This is a genomic window from Yinghuangia seranimata (assembly GCF_029953285.1).
In the GTDB taxonomy this organism is placed as follows: domain Bacteria; phylum Actinomycetota; class Actinomycetes; order Streptomycetales; family Streptomycetaceae; genus Yinghuangia; species Yinghuangia seranimata.
Genome location: NZ_JASAOI010000047.1, coordinates 24,407 through 42,786 on the forward strand (window position 1 = coordinate 24,407; position 18,380 = coordinate 42,786).

Below are 18,380 nucleotides of genomic sequence, written 5' to 3' on the forward strand. Positions count from 1 at the left end.
GGCCCCCGGCGTCAGGGCGCGACGAAGGGCAGGCAGACGACCGGCCTGGCGTGGGCCGGGTCGAGCCCGTTGAGCACCAGGGCGGCGACGTTGGGGTCGACCGCGAGGCCGAGGTGGCCGCTGAAGTCCAGCCGGCACACGTCCTGGAGGACGATGTTCCTGACGTTCGCTCCGGGGATGACACCGCTGGTGTACGGGGTCACCACCGTGTCGTAGCGGGACACGATGTTCGTGTACGTCGGTCCCGGGACGGCGACGCCGCCCGCGTCGAGGGCGGACAGGAACGCGGAGCCGGGCAGGTACTCCGCGCACGCCGGGCACCCGACGCCGTCGAGGAGCCCCTGGAGGTGGAGCGCGGAGGCGAGGGTCGCGAGTCCGTCCAGGCTCGTGCCGCGGTAGTTCGCGCCGAAGCCGACGAAGTGGTCGACCTTGGCCGCGCCGCCGAGGAACTTCATGTAGTAGGCGGGGACGGTGGTGCCCTCGGAGTGGCCGACGATGTCGACCTTCGCCGCACGGGTGGCCGCGCGGACACGGTCCACGAACGCGCCGAGCTGCGCGGCGCTGTCCTCCATCGGGGCGAGCCCGGCGGCCTGCGGGCCCAGGACCGTCTCGCCGTACGTCTGCGAGTAGACGCAGTAGCCCTTCACCACGAGGGTCGGCGCCAGGGTGGCGAAGTTCTCCAGGTCGTTGGCGCCGAGTCCGTGGACGAGGACGACCGGTTCGGGGTGGGCGGCGCTCGGGGTGCAGGCCCAGTTGTTCCAGCCGGCCGTCGGCGTCGCGGCCGAGGCGTTCGGAGTGGAGAGGGACAGCGCGGCCACGGCGGCGATCGCGAGGGCCACGGCGGTTCTCAGGCGGGTTCGCATGCGGTGCTCCTGGTCAGGTCGCGTGCGGTTGTTACCCGGGAGTAGAGCACGGCGGGATATTGGAAACAAGAGCTCGTTTCCAAAAAACGAACCCTGATTGCAGTTGGGTACGCCCATCGAAAGCCCCTCGGCGCGTGGGCAGTTGGGGGGCGGACGCGCCACTCAGGGCGCTGCGATACCCGCGCGAACCGCCGAGTAGAACCGGAGCAGCGACTCCTCCAGCCGGGTCCGCTCCGCCGGATCGGCCGTATCGACGGTGTCCAGCAGCCAGTCGGCGATGATGTCGAACAGCCCGCCGATCACGCCGATCGCCACACCGTGCAGGTCGCCCGCCGACCGCACCCCGAACCGCGCCCAGACCGATTCGACGAACGACGCGGCCCACCGGCGGTTGGCCCGGCGCAGGCGCTCGGCGAGGGGAGTGATCGCCCGCCCCTCCCCGAAGGTCACCTTCGCGACGCGGATGTCGTCGACGAACGCGTGCGCGAACAGCCGGACCAGCCGCCGCGACGCGTCGTCCTCCCCGGTGTCCCCGGCCTCGTCGAGGGTCTCGGCCAGCCTGCCGGTCACATCGGCGACGATCCGCTCCTGCAGGGCGAGGTAGGCGGCCTCCTTGCCGTCGAAGACCTCGTAGAAGCTCTTGGTCCCGACGAACGCCCGCTTGCAGATCTGTTCGATGGACGTCTCGTGGTAGCCCTGCTCGGCGAACAGCGCCAAAGCCGCGTCCAGCAGGTCGTCCCGCCGCCGCAGCCGCCGCTGCTCGGCGTCCAGCCCCCGGATGCGCCGCCCGGCGCCGCCGGTGATCTTCGAGTCGGCCACGGGCACAACCTACCCTCCCGACCCGGTGGGCTGTCGGTCACCGGCGGCGACGGTCAGGATGCCGTCGATTTCGGCGAGTTCGGCGATCAAGGCCTGTGGCTCCGCGGATGGTTCGGCGCGTGGCGCGGTGCGTCGGTCCGTGCGTCGCGCCGGGGGTGCTTCGAGGTGGAGGACGACGTGGGTGACGCGTCCGCGGATGCGGTCGACGGGGTCGGGGGCGCCGGATGCGGCGGGGTCGTGGTCGCGGTGGTGGACGGCGACGTCGGTGACGCGGAACCCGTGGGCGACGGCGGCGACGAGGGTGCGGGGCAGGACGGCGTGCGCCGGCAGGTAGGTCAGGCGTAGCTCGGCGACCTGGCGGTCGACCGTGCTGAAGCGCCGGATGAGCGGGGTGTAGCCGAAGACGACCACGAAGTGCAGCGCCGTCACGGCGAGTGCGAGCAGGGGAAGGCCGGCGGCGCAGGCCATGCCGACGGCGCAGGTGAGCCAGACGACGGCCGCGGTGGTCAGGCCGTTGACGCTGTCGCGGCGGACGAAGATCAGGCCGCCGCCGAGGAAGCCGATACCCGAGACGATCTGCGCCGCGATGCGGGAGGGGTCGTAGCCCTGCGCTCCGGGAGGCAGGACGTCGGCGAAGCCGTACTTGGAGACCTCGACGAACAGCGCGGTCCCGACGCCGACGAGGGCGTGGGTGCGTAGCCCGGCGCTCTTGTTGCGGATCTCGCGTTCGGCGCCGATCGCGCTCGACAGCACGAACGCCAGCAGGATTTCCCACAGTTGCGGCCATCCGGCGCCGTGGTGGAGGGGCGCGGCCAGGCTGGGCCCGGGTATCCCGGACACCGCGGTCATCGTCCCGCCCATGCGTACCCGCCCTTGGTCGACTCTTGCTTTGGAGGAATATTCCAGATAATCATGTCGGCATGGACGATCCTTCCACAACGGTTTCCGTCGCCGACGACTCGCCGCCGCTGCGCGAGCTGGCACGCCGGGCGTCCGGCCTGTCGCCCGCCGAGCAGCGGGTCGCCCAGGTGGTGGCCGAGGCGCCCGCCGACGTCGTACAGATGTCCGTGAGCGACCTGGCCGCCGCCTCGCAGACCTCGGTCGGCTCGGTGACGCGGTTCTGCCAGAAGCTGGGCCTGCGCGGATTCCACGACCTCAAGCTCGCCCTCGCGCGGGAGTCCGCCCCGACGCACCGACGGCTGGCCGACGACGTGGCGCCCGGCGACGACGCGGGACAGATCGCCCGCAAGGTGCTGTCCGCCTCGGCGCGCGCGCTGGACGAGGCGGTCCGCGTCGTCGACCCGGCGGCGGTCCAGGCCACGGCGGACGCGCTGCTGCGGGCACGGCGGATCCTGTTCACCGCGGTGGGGACGTCCGCGCCGCCCGCCGCCGACGCCGCGTACCGCCTGGCCACGCTCGGCCTCGACGCGGTCTTCCCGGGCGACACGCACCTCCAGCACGTCACCTCCCGGACACTGCGGCCGGGCGACGTGTGCTTCGCCGTCAGCCACACCGGCGCGACCCGCGAGACGATCGCCGCGCTGCGGACCGCGCGCACCGTCGGGGCGACCACCGCGGTGCTGACCAGCTTCGCCGGCGCGCCGATCGCCGACTCCGCGGACCTGGTGCTGGTCGCGGGCAGCAGCGAGACCGCGTACCGCGTCGAGGCGATGAGCAGCCGCCTGGTGCACCTGGCCGTGCTCGACGCGCTCTACGTCACCGTCGCGCTCCGCCACGGCCCCGCCCGCGACGCGCTCGCCGCGACGGAAGACCTCCTGACCGAGCACCGTTACTGAGGACCCTCATGCCGCCCACCGAGCACCACTCGCTCGCGCCGCCGCGCCTCGATCTCACCGACACGCTCGTGCTGTTCGACTGGAACGGCACGCTCGTCGCCGACACCGACCGCGCCGTCCGCGCCACCAACGCCGTCCTCGCCCACCGCGGCCTGCCGCGACTGTCCGCCACGGCCTTCCGGTCCAGCTGGAAGCTCCCCCTGTCCGCGTTCCTGGGCGGCCTCGGGGTGGCCGACGCCGACGCCGCCGAACGGCACTGGAACCGCGCCCTCGCCACCGAGCCCGCGCCGCTGCGGCCCGACGCGCACCCCACCCTCGACACCCTGCGCGCCCGCGGCGCACGCGTGGGCGTGGTCTCCGCGGCAGGAGCACAGGCCGTCACGGACGACATCCGCCACACCGGCCTCGACGGCCGCTTCGACGTCGTCCTGGCCGGGGTCCCCGCCAAGACGTCCGCCCTGCTCAGCCAGCGCCCCACGCGAGCGCGCGCCTACTACGTCGGCGACACCGAGTACGACATCCACTGCGCCCGCGCCGCCGGCTACCTCGCCGTCGCGATCACGGGCGGCTACCGCCCCGCCGACGCCCTGGCAGCCGTGCGACCGGACGCCGCCGTCGACCGGCTCGACCAACTCCCCGGCGTCATCGCCGCCCTGCGCGCGAAGACGCCCGCACCCATCGGAGGAACCCCGGCATGAACCCGCACCTCTCCGTCGAGGCCGCGCCCGACCGGGCCGGAACACCCGACCAGCCGCCCGCCACCGGCCCCTGGACCCACCTCGACATCGCCGACGCCCCCGGGCGGTTCACCTTCGCGCTGATCTCCGACCGCACGGGCATCGCCCGCCCCGGCGTCTTCGAACGCGGCATCGCCGCGCTGAACCTGCTCCGCCCCGCCTTCGCCGTCCAACTCGGCGACCTCATCGAGGGATACACCGACGACGAGGGCGTCCTCGCCGAGGCGTGGGCCGAACTCGACCGGATCGTCGCGCCCTTGGACATGCCGCTCTTCCTGGTGCCGGGTAACCACGACGTCTCCGACGACCTCGCGCGCCGGCACTGGCTGGGCAGGTACGGCCGGCTCCACCACCACTTCCGCTACAAGGACGTCCTCTTCCTCGTCCTCGACACCCAGGACCCCCCGGTCGAGCAGTCGCCCGAAGCACTCGAAGCGCTGGCGAAGATGCACGCCTACGCCGAGCGCGACCCCGAGGGCCTCCGCCGCCTCGTGGAGAAGTCCGTCGACTGGGAGGGCGACCAGGCCATGGCCCGTGTCTCCGAGGAGCAGACCGCCTGGGCCGAGAACGTCATCCGCGAAAACGCCGACGCCCGCTGGACGTTCGTCCTCATGCACCAGCCCATATGGCAAGGCGAGGGCCACCCGGCGATCCACCGCATCCGCGCCGCGCTCGGCGACCGCCCGTACACGATGTTCGCCGGACACGTCCACAACTACAAGAACGCCGTCATCGACGGCCGCGACCACATCCGCCTCGGCCCCACCGGCGGTCTGTGGGTCAAACCCGAAGGCGACGAAGGCAACTTCGACCACATCACCCTCATCACCATGGAACCCGACGGCCCCCGCATCGCCAACGTCACCCTCGAAGGGCTCCGCGACCACCACGGCCGACTCCTCGAATGATCCCGACGCCCACACGTCGTCGGTGAAGCCCTGAACGGGCCCACGGGATGGTCGCGTTCGACGCATCCGGCTGGACGCGCGTCGTACGGCGGGCGGGCGAGCGCCCCGGCGGCATCTGCGGCCGGGGCCCCGCCCACGGCGGGCGCAGGATTTCTAAGCGCCGTGTCCCGCCGTCGGCCACGGCACGTGGCGGGAGGCCATGTAGTGGAGCCCGCGCGCGTCCCAGAGCACGGCCTGTGCGGCGAGTCGGTGCTGGTACTCGTCCCATTCGGCGGGGTTGCCGGCCCATGCGGTCTCGGCGATGCCGGGGAGCCGGGGGAGGAGCAGCACGCAGGCGTCGTGCATGCCCTCGACCGTCTCGCCGAAGAGCGTCGCCTCGATCCCGGCGATGTTGGCTTCCGGGACGCCGTGGCTGTCGGGCCGCCACGAGGCGGTGCGGCGTACCGTGCTGGGCGGGTAGAGCGGGAAGCCGAGGCGTGCGCCGTCCGCCTGCTGGCCTTCGGGGACTTCCGAGGGGTCGTAGGGGCGGTCCAGGTAGAGGTGGGACTGCGGGGACAGGATGACGCGGCCGCCTGCCGCGACGATGCGGGCCAGGTCGTGCTCGGTCGGCGCGAACAGCTCCTTCAGCGTGTCGAAGATGTCGCCCAGTGCCGCGGCCGCCTGGGTGCCCGCGGCGTCCATCATCGAGGGCCGGGTCCAGAACTGCAGGATGTCGGCGGGGCGGACGCCGGCCCGGGAGGCTTCCTGCCAGGCGAGCGGCTGCCGTCCGGAGGCGAGCACGATGTCGCGCAGCCGCTGCACGGCCACGGCGTAGTTCTCGTCGGTCATACCGAGGGCTTCGTCCGCGCCGATGTGGACGTACGGGCCGACGGTGAGCGCGCACACCTCCTTGAGGATGCGTGCCACCACGTCGTGCGTGGCGTCGTCGGCGAGGTCGAGCGGCGGCGCGAAGGGGACCAGGCCTTCCAGGCGTCCCAGGAACTCCCGTACGCGGTCGTCCATGGGAGCGTCGGCCAGGTCGGGCAGCGCGGCGCGCAGTGCGGCGCTGTGGCCGGGCAGGTCGATCTCGGGGACGACGGTGACGAAGCGCGTGGCCGCGTACTCCTGGAGGTCGCGGTACTCGTCGGCGGTGTACCACGGTGTGCCGTGTGTCCCGGGGGCGGACAGCTGTGGGGTGTCCAGGAGTTGGAGCCGCCAGGCCTCGTTGTCGGTGAGGTGCAGGTGCAGGACGTTGAGCTTGTACAGCGCCGCGAGGTCGATGAGCCGGCGCAGTTCGTCCGGGGCGAGGTAGCCGCGTGCGGGGTCCAGCATGAGGCCGCGCCAGGCGTAGCGCGGGGCGTCGTGGAAGATGCCGCACCCGAGTTCGCCGCCCGGGGCCGCGGCTATCAGCTGTATCGCGGTCGTCGCGGCGCGGAACGCTCCCTCGGGGGTGCGGGCCCGGCAGTCGATTCCGTGCGGCGCGACGACGAGTTCGTAGGACTCGTCGACGGGCTCCACATCGCCTTGGGGCGATTGCCCGACAGGTTCGGGCCCGCGGGCGATAGCGCCCAGCGTGAGGGTCAGGGTGCGCGGTGGGACCGGTGTGTCGGCATGCGCAGTGGTGGCGCTGACGCTCAGGTGCGGTGCCAGGAGGGCGGCCGCGACCGCGGCGACCGGTTCGAGGGCGGGGTCCGCCGCGGTCACGTGCCAGGGGCCCGTGGAGCGGAGCCTTCCCGGCTGCGCGGTGTGGCTGGTGGGTCTGGGGATGACGGCCGTCATGGGTGTCCTTGGGAGTGGTGGCGGTCCGCGGCTACAGCGGAGGGAAGGGCGACGCGGTGTCGCCGGTCACGAGGGGGTCGGGACGAAGCTCTTGCCGGCCGGGTCGTAGACCAGCGCCCGGACGGGGATCGCGCCGTGCGGGGTCTGCGGTCCGAACGTCGCGGATTCGCGGTATCCGGGCACATGGGTCGGGCCGAGGCCGAACCCGGCGGCCTGGAAGGAGGCGTGGGTCAGGTCCCGGCCGGCCTTGTCGGCGATGGCCTTGAAGATGGCCATGTCCACGCAGGCGACCTGCAGGGAAGCGCCGGGGGTGGGTTGTCCCGCGGGCACGGTGGCCGGCTCGACGAGCTTGCCCTTGAGCGTCGGGTCGGCCTGTTCGAGCGTGGCGACGCAGTCTTTGAGCGCGGGGTCGTCCCAGTCCTGGACCGCGGCGGCGGTGACGGCGTCCTTCAGGGTGCCGTAGTCGTGCTTGGCCTTGTCCATCAGGTAGCCGACCGGGCTGACCGTGAACAGGAGCCGGGGCCGCCACGAGGTCTTCTCGAGCAGTTGCGGGAAGGTCGCGGAGACACTGCCGACCGCCAGGACCGTGTCGGCGCCGGCCGCCTGCATCTTCTGCAACAGGACGCCGGACTGCTGGGCCAGCGCCGCCGCGTCGGTGCCGGTTTCGGCGAGGAAGCCGGTGGTGACCGGGCTGACTCCGGCCCTCTGGAGGGCGGGGAGGACGTTCTTCTCCGTCGTGGCCTGGTCGTGGGCGTTGGAGACGACGGCGACCTTGCGCCCGGTCAGGTCGCCGCGACCGGCGAGGACGCGCACGGCCTCGGCGGCGACGTCCGCGTCGGTGTCGCTGAACCACGGTGCCCCGGCCTGCGCGGCCAGCTGAGGGCTGACGGGCCCGCCGATCAGGGCCGTCTTGTGGGCCTGGGTGTAGCAGAGCGCCTGCGCGGTCTCGGTGACGAGGCCGAGGACCGCGAACACCTTCTCGTCCTCGGTGAGCCTGACGCAGGTCTCCTGGGCGGCGGACGGGGAAAGCATGTTGATCTTCCCGAACACCGGGACGATGGTGCGGCCGTTGATGCCGCCGGCCGCGTTGGCCTTGTCGATCAGGGCCCGGTACGCGGCTTCGAAGTCGCCGAGGTCGAGGTTGACGAACTGCTTGAGGGCGGCCATGTCGGGGTAGACGACGCCGATCTTGATGCGGTCGGCGGTGACGCCGGGCGCGACCGCGGCGGCAGGGGCGCCGCCGCCGGGAGCGGCGTTCGGCTTCTCCTTGTCCTCGACCGTGCAGGCGGCGGCGCCCACCGCCAGGGCGACGGCGGCAAGCACGGAGACCCAGCGGGTTCCGGGCGTCTGTCTGACGGTGCGTCGTGTGGTGGTCATGCGAACGAGGTCCTCTCGTGGGCGTCGGGGGATGCGGCTGCGGAGGTGGTGGGCGCAGGAGCGGCACCGGAGTCGCTGCGGTTGATGGCGCGTTCGTCCGTGCCGAGGTAACTGGCGACGACCTGGGGGTCGTTGCGGACGTCGTCGGGGGTGCCGGCAGCGATGACGCGGCCCGTCTCCAGGCAGTAGACGCGGTCGCTGATGCCCATGATCAGAGGCATGTCGTGTTCGATGACGATGAGCGCGGCACCGAGTTCGCGCCGGATCTCGTGCAGGAGCGGGCCGAACGCCTCGGTCTCGCGCTGCGCCACCCCCGCGGTGGGCTCGTCCAGGCACAGGACCCGGGCGTCGAGGGCCAGCAGGCCGGCGAGTTCGACGATGCGGCGGGTCCCGGTGGAGAGGTCGGCGATGAACGCGTCGGCGTAGCGGCCCAGACCGAGGAAGTCGATCAGGTCGTGCGCCTCGGCCTTCTTGGCCCGCTCGCCCCTCGTGGATTTCGGCAGGCCCAACGCGGAGGAGAGCAGCCCGGTGCGGCCGCGGGCCTCCAACGCGACCTGCACGGTCTCGGCGACGGTGAGTTCGGGGAAGAGCGTGGCGGCCTGGAAGGTGCGGCCCAGGCCGAGGGCGGCGCGGGCGGCGGGTGATGCCTTCGACACGTCCCGGCCGAGGAGTTCGACGGTTCCGGCGGCGGGGACGAACCCGCCGACGGCGTTCATCAGCGTGGACTTGCCGGCGCCGTTGGTGCCGATCAGACCCACGATCTCGTCCGCACCGACCTCCAGGGACACCCCGTCCACCGCGGCGACGCCCCCGAACCGCACCCGCAGGTCGCGGACCACCAACACCGGCTCCGGGGAAGGCTGTTCCGCGCGGCACCGTGGCGGACGTGCGGGCAAGGCGGCCGACGTGCTCTTCACCGGGGCCGGCGCCGACCGCTTGTCCGCCCACACCAGCAGGGCGTCCCGGGCGCTGTAGCCGATCTGGACGAGGCCGCCGGGGAAGTACAGCAGCAGCAACAGCAGGCCGACGCTGGAGACCAGCAGCGGGACCAGGTCGTTCCCGGGGAAGAAGGCGGGCAGGCCGATCACCCACAGCGCGCCGAGTACCGGTCCCGAGGTCGAGCCGAGGCCGCCGATGACGACGACCGACACGAGCATGAGGGAGTCCTCGCTGCGGAAGTACGCGTCCGTGTACGGCACGGTCTGCAGCGCCCCGGCCAGCAGCGCTCCGCCCAGTCCGGCCACGCCGCCCGCGAGCGCGAACGCCCGCAGCTTCACGCGCGCTGCGTGGACGGTGTACGCGGCCGCCGTGGCGGGGTTGTCGCGCACCGCCACCGTGGTCCGGCCCACCCCGGTGCGCCGCAGCCGCCCCGTGATCGCGAGCACGACCGCCAGGACCGCCAACACGACGTAGTAGTAGGAGCGTTGCGAGGTGACGTCGATCCCGAACACGTCGCTGCGGGGGAAGGACGCGACCGCGAGTGACGGGCTGTCATGGAACACGTCCTGGGCGTACAGCCAGTGCTCGCACGCGACCGCGAACGCGACCGTGGTGACCGCGAGCAGCAGCCCGCGCACGCGCAGCGCGCCGAGGCCGACCACCAGTGCGGCCGCAGCCGTCACCATCGCCGCGGCCCCCACCGCGGTGGGGAAGGTGAGGCGTTCGACCACGAGGACCTTGCCGGCGCCGATGTCCAGGCGCAGCCCGCGCGAGAGGCTCGCCGCGGTAAGGGCGCCGATTCCGGCGAACGCCATCTGTCCCAGGGACAGTTGGCCCGCCCAACCGGTGAGGACGGTGATCGAGGCGGCGCAGATCGCGTACGCGAGGATCACCGTGTAGAGCAGGTGCCGGGACGGCTGCGTGACGATCATCGGCAGGACGACGGCGACCAGGCCGAGCCCCGCGAAGCCGAGGCGTTCCATGTTGCGGACCCACCACAGCCCGCGCAGGCGTTCCGGGACCGGCCGCACCCGGGGCGCGAAGGAGAAGGCGGTGCCGTCGTCGGCCTTGCCGCGGGGTGCGACGGCGACCGCGGCCAGGACCAGGGCGAAGACCACCAGGTCGGTCAGGCCGGGCTGGTCGAGCCAGGTGAACTGGACCACCGATTCGAGGAGTCCGAGGCCCCCGCCGGCCAGCAGGGCGGTCCGGAAGGACGTCATGCGCGCGATCATCGCGGCGGCCAGCGCCCGCATGAGCGTCGTCATGCCGAGCACCGCCGGTGAGGAGACCGAGCCGTTGCGTGCCGAGACGAGGATCAGGCACACGGTGGCCACAAGCCCCGCGATGGTCCACACGGCGGTGGAGACGGCCTTGGGGCTGATGCCGTTGAGGCGGGCGAGTTCGGGGTTGTCCGAGGACGCCATGACCGTCTTGCCGAGCAGGGTGCGGCCCAGGAACCAGCCGAGCCCGGCGGCGGCGAGCGGCACCACGGCCAGGACCGCGAGCTGCGTCGCGGTGACCTCCACGCCCGCCGGTCGCCACGTGGCCGTCGACCACACGGGGTACGTCCTCGTGCCGTCGACCTGCGGATACGCGGTCACGACCACGAGGGCGAGTTGGGCGACGCCGATGGTGGCGACCAGGAGGATCACCCGCGGTGCGGTGAACAGCCGGCGGACCACCACCAGGTCGGTGACGGCGCCGAACGCGGCGCCGGCGGCCAGGGAGAGGGCCAGGGCGATCCAGAACGGCACGCCGTAGCGGACGTTGAGCAGGGCCAGGAGCGCGGAGCCGACCAGGCCCATGTTCGCGACGGCGAAGTTGACGACGCGGGTGGCGCGGTGGACGAGCACGACGCCCATCGCGAGCAGTCCGACGACCAGGCCGTTGACCAGGCCGTCGAAGACGAGTTGGCGGGTCACGGTCACCGGTCAGCCCCCGTCCTTGCCGAGGAAGACCGCGCGGGCGAGGTCGTCGCGCCCGGCCAACTCCTGTGCGTCGCCGCTGAAACGGACCTGGCCCTTCTCCAGGAACACCGCCCGGTCCGCGATCGCCAGCGCCACGTTCAGGGACTGCTCGACGATGATCATCGTCAGTCCGTCCGCCTTCAGGCGCTCGACGACCGCGAGGAGGTCCTGGACCACGACCGGCGCCAGCCCGAGCGACAGTTCGTCGATCAGCAGCACCTCGGGGTCGTGCACGAGCACCATCGCCAGTGCGAGTTGCTGCTGCTGGCCGCCGGAAAGGCTGCCCGCCCGCTGCCCGAGCCGGGCCGCGAGGTCGGGGAACACGTCCAGCACGTAGGACCGGCGCCGCGCCAGAAAGCCGGCATCCCGGTCACGCAGCTGGAAAGCCGCGATGTCGAGGTTGTCGCGCACCGTCATGGCCGGGAAGACGCCCTTGCCGCCGGGCAGCAGCCGGACGCCCAGGCGGCCGCGCTGCTCCGGTGCGACGTAGGTGATGGTGCGGCCGTTCAGCCGGACCACGCCGCGCGAGGGCGTGCCCAGCCCGCAGACCGCCTTGAGAATCGTCGACTTGCCGGCGCCGTTGGTGCCGAGCAGCGCCAAGACCTCGCCGCGGCGCACCTCGAAGCCGACGTCGAAGAGCACCTGCACGTTGCCGTACTCGAAGTCGACGCCGTGCACCTGGAGCACCGGGACGTCCGCCGGGTCCTGCCGCTGCCGGTCCCGTTCCGCGAGTTCCTCACGCAACTCGTGAACCACCTGGGACAGGTCGTGTTTGATGAACGACGCTCCGCGGACCAGCATCAGCGCGCCGACGAGCGTCGAGGGGACGCCGATGAGCACGGCGGCAGTACGCGCGTCATACGAGTCCAGCAGCAGCGCGGACAGCAGCGAGCCTCCGGTCGCGCCGATGAAGAAGATGTAGATGGCCGCCAGCGCCGAGCCCAGGCCGCGCAGCCGGTAAGGGGTCACCGACTGCATCACCGGACCGACCATGGCGAACGCCGAGGACAACAGGACGACGGGGACCGTCCCGACGACCACGAACGCCGTCGCGTTCGGCATGAACCAGACCACCGGCGTCAAGAACGCCACCGGCAGGATCAGGTACCCGACCAGCCGCAACGCGCGTGCCGGGTCGGCGCGGTAGAGCCGGTCGTACCGCGGCCCGACGAACGGCAGCACGGCCAGCACGCCCAGCCCGCCCAACGTCCCGAACACGCCGCGCTCGAACGTCCCCAGCCCGAAGCGCTCCTCCAGCCACAGGTTCGTCAGCACCGGTCCGGTGAACAGGCCGAAGCCCATCGCCGCGAACGCCATGACCACGGTCCGCGTGGTGCGGATGCGCATCAGCCGTGCGAACGCCGCCTCGACCGAGATCGGCATCGCCCGGTCCGCCTCGACGACCTCGCCCAGCACGGACTTCATCTCGTGTTGGCCGCGCGGCGGTTCGGGGAGCCGGAACGCGAAGACCGCCACCAGCGCGCTCGGCACACCGAGCACGAAGAACGCCCAGCGCCAGCCGTCGTCACCACCTGCGAGAGCGGCGATCCCGCCGACCGCCAGCGGGCTCAGCACGGCGGCCAGGCGCCCGGCGATCCCGGTCGCCGCCGCGAGTCGGCCGCGTACTCCGATCGGGTAGGTGTCCGCGTTCAGCGACCCGTGCACGGGCAGCGCACTGGACTTCGCGACGCCGACACCCAGCCGGGCCAGGAACATCAGGAACGTGTTGGCGACCAGGCCGCAGGAGAACACGAACGCCGAGAACGCCAGGCCCGCCCAGCCGGCCACCCGGCCGCGCCTGCAGCGGTCCGCGAGCCAGCCCATGGGCAGCGCGCCCAGGACCAGGAACGCCCCCGAGGCCGCCGACAGGAACACGATGGCCCCGTCGCCCATCCCGAACGAATCACGGATGTCCGGCGCCAGGACGCCGAGGGCCGCGCTCTCCAACTCGTCGAACGCGGACAGCGTCGTGAGGGTCAGGAAGGTCGCCGACCCGCCCGCCGCCAAGCCCTGGCGCAGCGTCAGTTGCTGCGGGCCCACGCCGGGCAGCAGGTCGTCGGCGAAGACCACCTCGCGCTCGGCCCGGGCCCGCGCGGTGCGTTCCGACTCCGCCTCGATCACCGCGGCCGTCATGGCCGCGGCACCCCGCGACGGGCCGAGGGGGGCGGTCACCGCGAGGCCCGCGAGGGCGTGCGGCGTGCGGCGGCCGGTCTCTGCGGTCTCGTGGGCCGGCGTCTGCCAAGCGGCATGCGAATCTCCAGACGGTCGGCACGGGGGCCCGCCCGGCCGGAAGACGGCGGGGAACCCGGGTGCGGGCGTGACGGCACGCTCGCGCCCGCGTGCCGGACCCGTGCGGGCCCGGCACGCGGCGCGATCCCCCGGCGTGGCGAGCACGATTGTTTACGCGCGTACAAAAAAAGTCCAGAGCCCGGCCGCCACCGGTTTCCGGGCACGCCGCACGGCACCACCGGCGCGTACGCGTGCGCGCGGGGTCACAGGGCAGGGCGTGGGACGACGGCCGATCGGCACTCGCACGCGCGGCCGCAGGCGTGCGATCCGGCGCGGAAGGGAAGTCGAATTACGGCGACCCGGGCGCGTGCCGCTCCGGCGATACGACGCTGCCAACAGCCTTGACGGACAGGGGAGTTGCCGTGTGATCGGATCCGAGGCGTAGAAAACGCGCAGTCATGCGCGCGCCCGCCTGACAGCGGTCAAGCGCGCCGCGGCGGAGACCGGACCCGGCCGGCCGGGCCGCCCGTCCGGCCGCGGCCCGGGATCAGGCCTGCCGGGCGCCGGCCTTCGCCAGCCCGTCCAGCGCGGCCTCGACATCGAAGCGGAACTGGGCCGCGGCGTCGTGCGGCTCGGCGACGGCGGCGCGCAGCAAGGGCCACCTGCCCCCCTGCTGCTCCAGCGCGTCCACGATCGACCCGCGGTGCGGCTCGTTCTCGCGGCCCCGCAGCGCGAAGACGGACCGGACGTGCATGTGCACGAGCTCGGCGATCATCGTCACGCACCGCGCCGCCGCGACGACCTCGAAACCGTCCCGCACGAGAGCCTCGAGCAGCTTCTCGACCTGGTCGAGCTGGCGCTGTCCCAGGGGGCCTTCGAGCAGCACGTAGTCCGGTTGTGACGGCAGCTTCAGCATCGCGTCGCGCGCGGCGTACGCGAATGCCGTCAGCCACGCCCGCCATCCCGCGTCGGGCGTGGGCATCCAGGCCTCGTCCATCACCTGGTCGATACGCGCCGCCGAGACCATGGCGACCAGGGCCTCCCGGTCCGGGACGTGGTGGTACAGGTTCGGCCGCTGCACCCCGAGCCGGTCGGCGACCGCCTTCATGCTGAGCGGTTCCCCGTCGGCCGCCACCTCCAGCGCGGCCTGAAGGATCCGCTCCCGGTCGATCTTCGCCGGACGCCCCCGGCCGCGCTGCCCCGCGGTCATACCAACTCCCAGCGTCACCCGACACCCCCGGCGAAGCGAGGCTAAGAGGTTTGTCAACGGGGGTCAAATATTGTGCGCCGGCAGGACGGCGCCGGAGACACCCGGGGCCGGCCTGAGCTCTCGAAGGCAGTTGGGTCGACTTCGCCTCGGACGTGCAAGTGCCGACGTTACGATGCCGTTGGCCGAGTGGGGAGTTGCTCGTTCGTGGGGGGACGGCATGGAGATCCGGCTTTCGTGGCAGGGCGACGACGCGACCGAGGACGGCGAAGCGACCCTCGAGCTCTACGAATGGCTCATGGACGACCTCGATGTGCGGCGGGCCACCGGGCCTTCGCTGACCGGGAAAGTGCCGGGTCCGGGCGAGATGGGCAGCGTGTACGAGGTCGTCGAACTCGTGGTCAACCAAGCTGTCGACCTGGGCAACCTGCTGCTCTCCCTGGCCGTTTGGCGGTCTCAGCGTTCGAGGCGCGGGACGGGCGGGATTCGCGTGGAGCACGACGGCGTGTCCATCGTCGTGGAGGACGGCTCGCCGGAGACCGTGGCCCGGGTGGTGCGGGCGTTGCGGATCCCCGACGCGGCGTCGGCCCCTGCGCCGCCGAGTGACGCCGCTGACACGGGCGAGCAGAGCCGGGGCTGACCGATGACGGTCCTGCCGGACCCGGCCAAGTCGTGCGTGCTGCTGATCGGCGCGCACACCTACGCCGCACCGGATCTGCCGAACCTGCCTGCGGTCGCCCGCAATCTGTCGGCGTTGCGCGCTGCGTTCACGAACCCGCTGGTCTGGGGGATTCCGCCCTCCCGATGCGTCGTCCTCGACCAGCCGGAGAGCTCTGTCTCCGTTTTGAACACGCTCCACGGGCTGGCGGCGCGAGCCGAGGACACCTTGGTCGTCTACTACGCGGGACACGGGCTCACCAAGCCCAAGAGCGCCGACCTGTTTCTCGCGCTGCCGGGTACGCAGCCGGAAAAGTGGTTCACAGCGTTGTGCTACGACGACGTCGCCGACGTGATCCGGCACGACCGGAAGCCGGCGATGCGCACCGTGGTCATCGTCGACTGCTGCTTCAGCGGCCGCGCGCTGGGCGAGTCGATGAGCGGGGGCACGAGCCTCGCCGACGAGACGGAGATCGAAGGGTCTTATGTCCTGACCGCCACTTCGGCCACCCAGGTCGCGCTGTCGCCGGCCGGTGAGCGGCTCACCGCGTTCACCGGGGCTCTGGTCACCGTGCTCACCGAGGGTGTCGACGACGGCCCCGAACTCATCGACATGGACACCCTGTTTCGACACCTGCGCATCGCGCTCGCGGCCGACGGGCTGCCGAAGCCGCACAAGCGAAGCCGCGACACCGCCGGCCGCCTGGCCCTGGCCCGGAACCGGTGCTATCGGCCACCGGAACCCGACCCTTTCCCGCCGGGTCCGCCACCGGTCGCGGTCCCTGACCCGGGTGCGAGTCAGCCGTTGCACGGCGCCGGCGACAGGACCGACCATCTGGGACCGCTGGCACCCGCGGTCCGCGTGCCCGTGCCCGGGAGCCGGGTCGCGCGATGGTCGCGGCGCCTGCTGGTCACCGTCCTGGTGGCGTCCCTGGGCACCGCCGCTGTCTACTTCGGGCCCGGGCTGTTCGCGGGCGGCTCGCCCTCGATCCCTACCGCCAAAGTCCAGGCACAACCGCTGTGGAAGAGCGCGGTGGTCAATTCCGGCGGCTTCGAGACCTTCCGCGTCCTCGGCGATCTCGTCGTGACCGCGGCACCCCAGCAGGTGGTCGAAGCGCTGGCGGCGGACAGCGGCCAAGTCAAATGGCAGACGCAGGGCAGCCTGCTCGACGCGGACCGCGAGCGGGGCACTCTCATCCGCCGGGCAAACGGCGACGTCGCGCTGGTCGACTCGGCTTCGGGCAAGGAAGTGTGGGGATACGCCGCCGGCACTCCGATCACGTCCGCGAGGCTGGCCGGTCCGCTGACCGTCGTACTGCGGCAGTCGGACGACGGGGCTACGCCGAACGTGATCGGGCTGAACTCGGCGACCGGAAAAAAGGAATGGCAGTTCGACGTCGGCACGGGATCCGTCGAGTGCTCGGCCTCTTCCGAAGCCGTGCTCGTCGTCTTCACGCTCGCTGCGACGAACGCGGCCAATTACACCGTCTCGGCGCTCGACCTGAAGACCGGAAAGACCCGGTGGACCAGGTTCATGGACCACAACGAACTGGGCAGCAACTCGGACATCTGCGCCGGCTGGCGGCAGATCGTCAGTAGCGAGGTGTTCGTGGCGCTCCGCGGGACCGCGTCGGGCGGTCCGTCCGACGCCTACGCCCTCGATCTGACCGACGGGTCACAGGCATGGAACGTCCCAGGAGCCAAAGCGGTCGATGTGGGGGAGGCGACCGGGACCGCCTACGTCGAGACCGAGGCGGGCCTCCGGGCGGTGGTCGCCAAGACAGGCGTGTGGCGCTGGACGTTCGCGGGCTTTTCCTCTGGAAGGGGCGACTGGCTGACGTTCGCCGACGGCGCCCTGGTGGTCCAGGGGAACGGCCGGATCATCAGGCTCGACCCGGGAAAGGGAAAGCCGATGTGGTCCACGTACATCGGCACAGGTGGAGATAAACCCGAGATACACGACGGCCACGTCTACGTGAGCAACGGCGACGACGTCTACTCCCTTGCGCTGGCCGACGGGAAGCTGCAGTGGCAACACCGCGGCGACGGGTGGATGGTCGGCGCGGGCTCCGGTGTGGACGCGGTGTACGTGATCGACAAGACCACGTCCCTCGTGTCCAAAGTCGGCCCCCCGCCGCCGCCCCCGACGGTCCAGACGTCTACCACTGGGTGATGAGCGGCGCGTCCTCCTGTTCGTGCAGTCGCCAAGCTTCGGTCAGGCGGACCAGCCGCGCAGGGGCGGCGATGCCGCGCACGGTCGCGATCCGGCCGCCGGTGATGTCGAACGTCACGGCGCCGACGACCTGGTCGCCGACCACGAAGAGGATGGCCGGGGCGCTGTTGACGAGCGCGTAGTGGACGGCGGACGTGCCGCCGGCGAGGCGTCGTTTCGCGGGTGTGGGTGTGAAGCCGGCCCGGGCCACGGCGGCGATCCGCTCAGCCGTGTCGTAGCGCAACAGCTTCTCGGTCAGGCCGGCGCCGTCGGAGATCGCGGTCGCGTCGTCGGTGAGCAGCGCCACCAGACGCTCGGTGCGGCCAGAGGAGGCGGCGGCGAGGAATTCCTCGACGATCCTGCGCGCGGAAGCTGGATCGACCTCGCTCCCGCTGCGGCAGCGCGCGGCGGTGATGCGAGACCGGGCGCGGTGGAGGTGCTGCTGGCTTCCGGCCTCGGTGATGTCGAGGATCTCGGCGATCTCCGCGTGGCTGTGGGAGAACGCCTCGCGCAGAAGGTAGACCGCCCGTTCGAGGGGTGACAGACGCTCCATGAGCGTCAGCACCGCCAGCGAAACCGATTCGCGCTGCTCGAACGTGTCGGCCGGGCCGAGCATCGGGTCGCCGTCCAGGAGCGGCTCGGGCAGCCAAGCTCCGACCGCGCGTTCCCGGCGGGCCTGTGCCGAGCGGAGCCGGTCGAGGCACAGGTTGGTGACGACCTTGGTCAGCCATGCCTCCGGAACCTTGATCCGCTGCCGGTCGGCGGCCTGCCAGTGCAGGAACGCGTCCTGTACGGCGTCTTCCGCGTCGGCGGCGGAGCCCAGCAGCCGGTACGCCAGCGAGGCCAGCCGGAACCGGCTGGCCTCGAAGCGACCGGTGTCGAAGCGGTCAGTGGCGGTGCTGTCCACGTGG

Annotated in this window: 14 protein-coding genes; 5 read left to right on the forward strand and 9 right to left on the reverse strand. The window is 72.1% G+C overall.

Features of this window, described 5'->3' with window-relative positions; all coding sequences use genetic code 11:
* Window positions 1-11: 11 nt before the first annotated feature.
* From QI554_RS28620 to QI554_RS28630, 3 genes are all read right to left on the reverse strand, one after another.
* Entirely contained in the window at window positions 12-863 is an 852-nt protein-coding gene (locus QI554_RS28620) for an esterase/lipase family protein (protein WP_281473771.1), read from the reverse strand.
* Window positions 864-1,025: 162 nt separating this feature from the next.
* Window positions 1,026-1,682, reverse strand: a complete 657-nt coding sequence (locus tag QI554_RS28625; protein ID WP_281473773.1) for a TetR/AcrR family transcriptional regulator — start codon at window positions 1,680-1,682, stop codon at window positions 1,026-1,028.
* A gap of 9 nt (window positions 1,683-1,691) precedes the next feature.
* Window positions 1,692-2,543, reverse strand: a complete 852-nt coding sequence (locus QI554_RS28630; RefSeq protein ID WP_281473775.1) for an MgtC/SapB family protein — start codon at window positions 2,541-2,543, stop codon at window positions 1,692-1,694.
* A gap of 59 nt (window positions 2,544-2,602) precedes the next feature.
* Between QI554_RS28630 and QI554_RS28635 the strand changes: the two genes are divergently transcribed.
* From QI554_RS28635 to QI554_RS28645, 3 genes are read left to right on the forward strand one after another with little or no spacing between them, the layout of a single operon-like run.
* Window positions 2,603-3,478 carry a MurR/RpiR family transcriptional regulator gene (locus QI554_RS28635; protein ID WP_281473776.1) on the forward strand — a complete coding sequence of 292 codons (876 nt, stop codon included), beginning with the start codon at window positions 2,603-2,605 and terminating at the stop codon, window positions 3,476-3,478.
* A gap of 8 nt (window positions 3,479-3,486) precedes the next feature.
* Complete coding sequence (locus QI554_RS28640; RefSeq protein ID WP_281473777.1) at window positions 3,487-4,176, forward strand: HAD family hydrolase; 690 nt, start codon at window positions 3,487-3,489, stop codon at window positions 4,174-4,176.
* On the forward strand, window positions 4,173-5,123 hold the full coding sequence (locus tag QI554_RS28645) for a metallophosphoesterase family protein (RefSeq protein WP_281473778.1): 951 nt from the start codon (window positions 4,173-4,175) through the stop codon (window positions 5,121-5,123). Before QI554_RS28640 ends, QI554_RS28645 begins: the two co-directional genes overlap by 4 nt.
* A 153-nt stretch (window positions 5,124-5,276) precedes the next feature.
* On the opposite strand, the gene QI554_RS28650 is transcribed toward QI554_RS28645, so the two are convergent.
* The 5 genes from QI554_RS28650 to QI554_RS28670 all read right to left on the reverse strand — a co-directional run bounded on the left by QI554_RS28650 (window position 5,277) and on the right by QI554_RS28670 (window position 14,603).
* Window positions 5,277-6,881, reverse strand: coding sequence for a family 20 glycosylhydrolase (locus QI554_RS28650; RefSeq protein ID WP_281473780.1), 1,605 nt, complete (start codon window positions 6,879-6,881; stop codon window positions 5,277-5,279).
* A 66-nt stretch (window positions 6,882-6,947) separates the two neighbouring features.
* Window positions 6,948-8,258: an ABC transporter substrate-binding protein gene (locus QI554_RS28655; protein ID WP_281473782.1), complete on the reverse strand. Its 1,311-nt coding sequence runs from the start codon at window positions 8,256-8,258 to the stop codon at window positions 6,948-6,950.
* A complete protein-coding gene (locus QI554_RS28660; protein WP_281473785.1) occupies window positions 8,255-11,125 on the reverse strand; it encodes an ABC transporter permease subunit in 2,871 nt (956 codons plus the stop codon). The genes QI554_RS28655 and QI554_RS28660 overlap by 4 nt, the downstream gene beginning before the upstream one ends.
* Window positions 11,126-11,128: 3 nt before the next feature.
* Entirely contained in the window at window positions 11,129-13,297 is a 2,169-nt protein-coding gene (locus tag QI554_RS28665) for an MFS transporter (protein ID WP_281473787.1), read from the reverse strand.
* A gap of 643 nt (window positions 13,298-13,940) precedes the next feature.
* Complete coding sequence (locus QI554_RS28670) at window positions 13,941-14,603, reverse strand: TetR/AcrR family transcriptional regulator (protein ID WP_281473788.1); 663 nt, start codon at window positions 14,601-14,603, stop codon at window positions 13,941-13,943.
* A gap of 217 nt (window positions 14,604-14,820) precedes the next feature.
* Here QI554_RS28670 and QI554_RS28675 point away from each other — a divergent pair, with 217 nt between their 5' ends.
* Window positions 14,821-15,240 carry an effector-associated constant component EACC1 gene (locus QI554_RS28675; protein WP_281473790.1) on the forward strand — a complete coding sequence of 140 codons (420 nt, stop codon included), beginning with the start codon at window positions 14,821-14,823 and terminating at the stop codon, window positions 15,238-15,240.
* A 3-nt stretch (window positions 15,241-15,243) separates the two neighbouring features.
* Entirely contained in the window at window positions 15,244-17,430 is a 2,187-nt protein-coding gene (locus tag QI554_RS28680; protein ID WP_281473792.1) for a caspase, EACC1-associated type, read from the forward strand.
* Here the strand turns inward: QI554_RS28680 and QI554_RS28685 are convergent.
* Complete coding sequence (locus QI554_RS28685) at window positions 17,417-18,376, reverse strand: sigma-70 family RNA polymerase sigma factor (protein ID WP_281473794.1); 960 nt, start codon at window positions 18,374-18,376, stop codon at window positions 17,417-17,419. The two genes, QI554_RS28680 and QI554_RS28685, sit on opposite strands and share 14 nt — an antisense overlap.
* Between the last annotated feature and the right edge of the window lie 4 nt (window positions 18,377-18,380).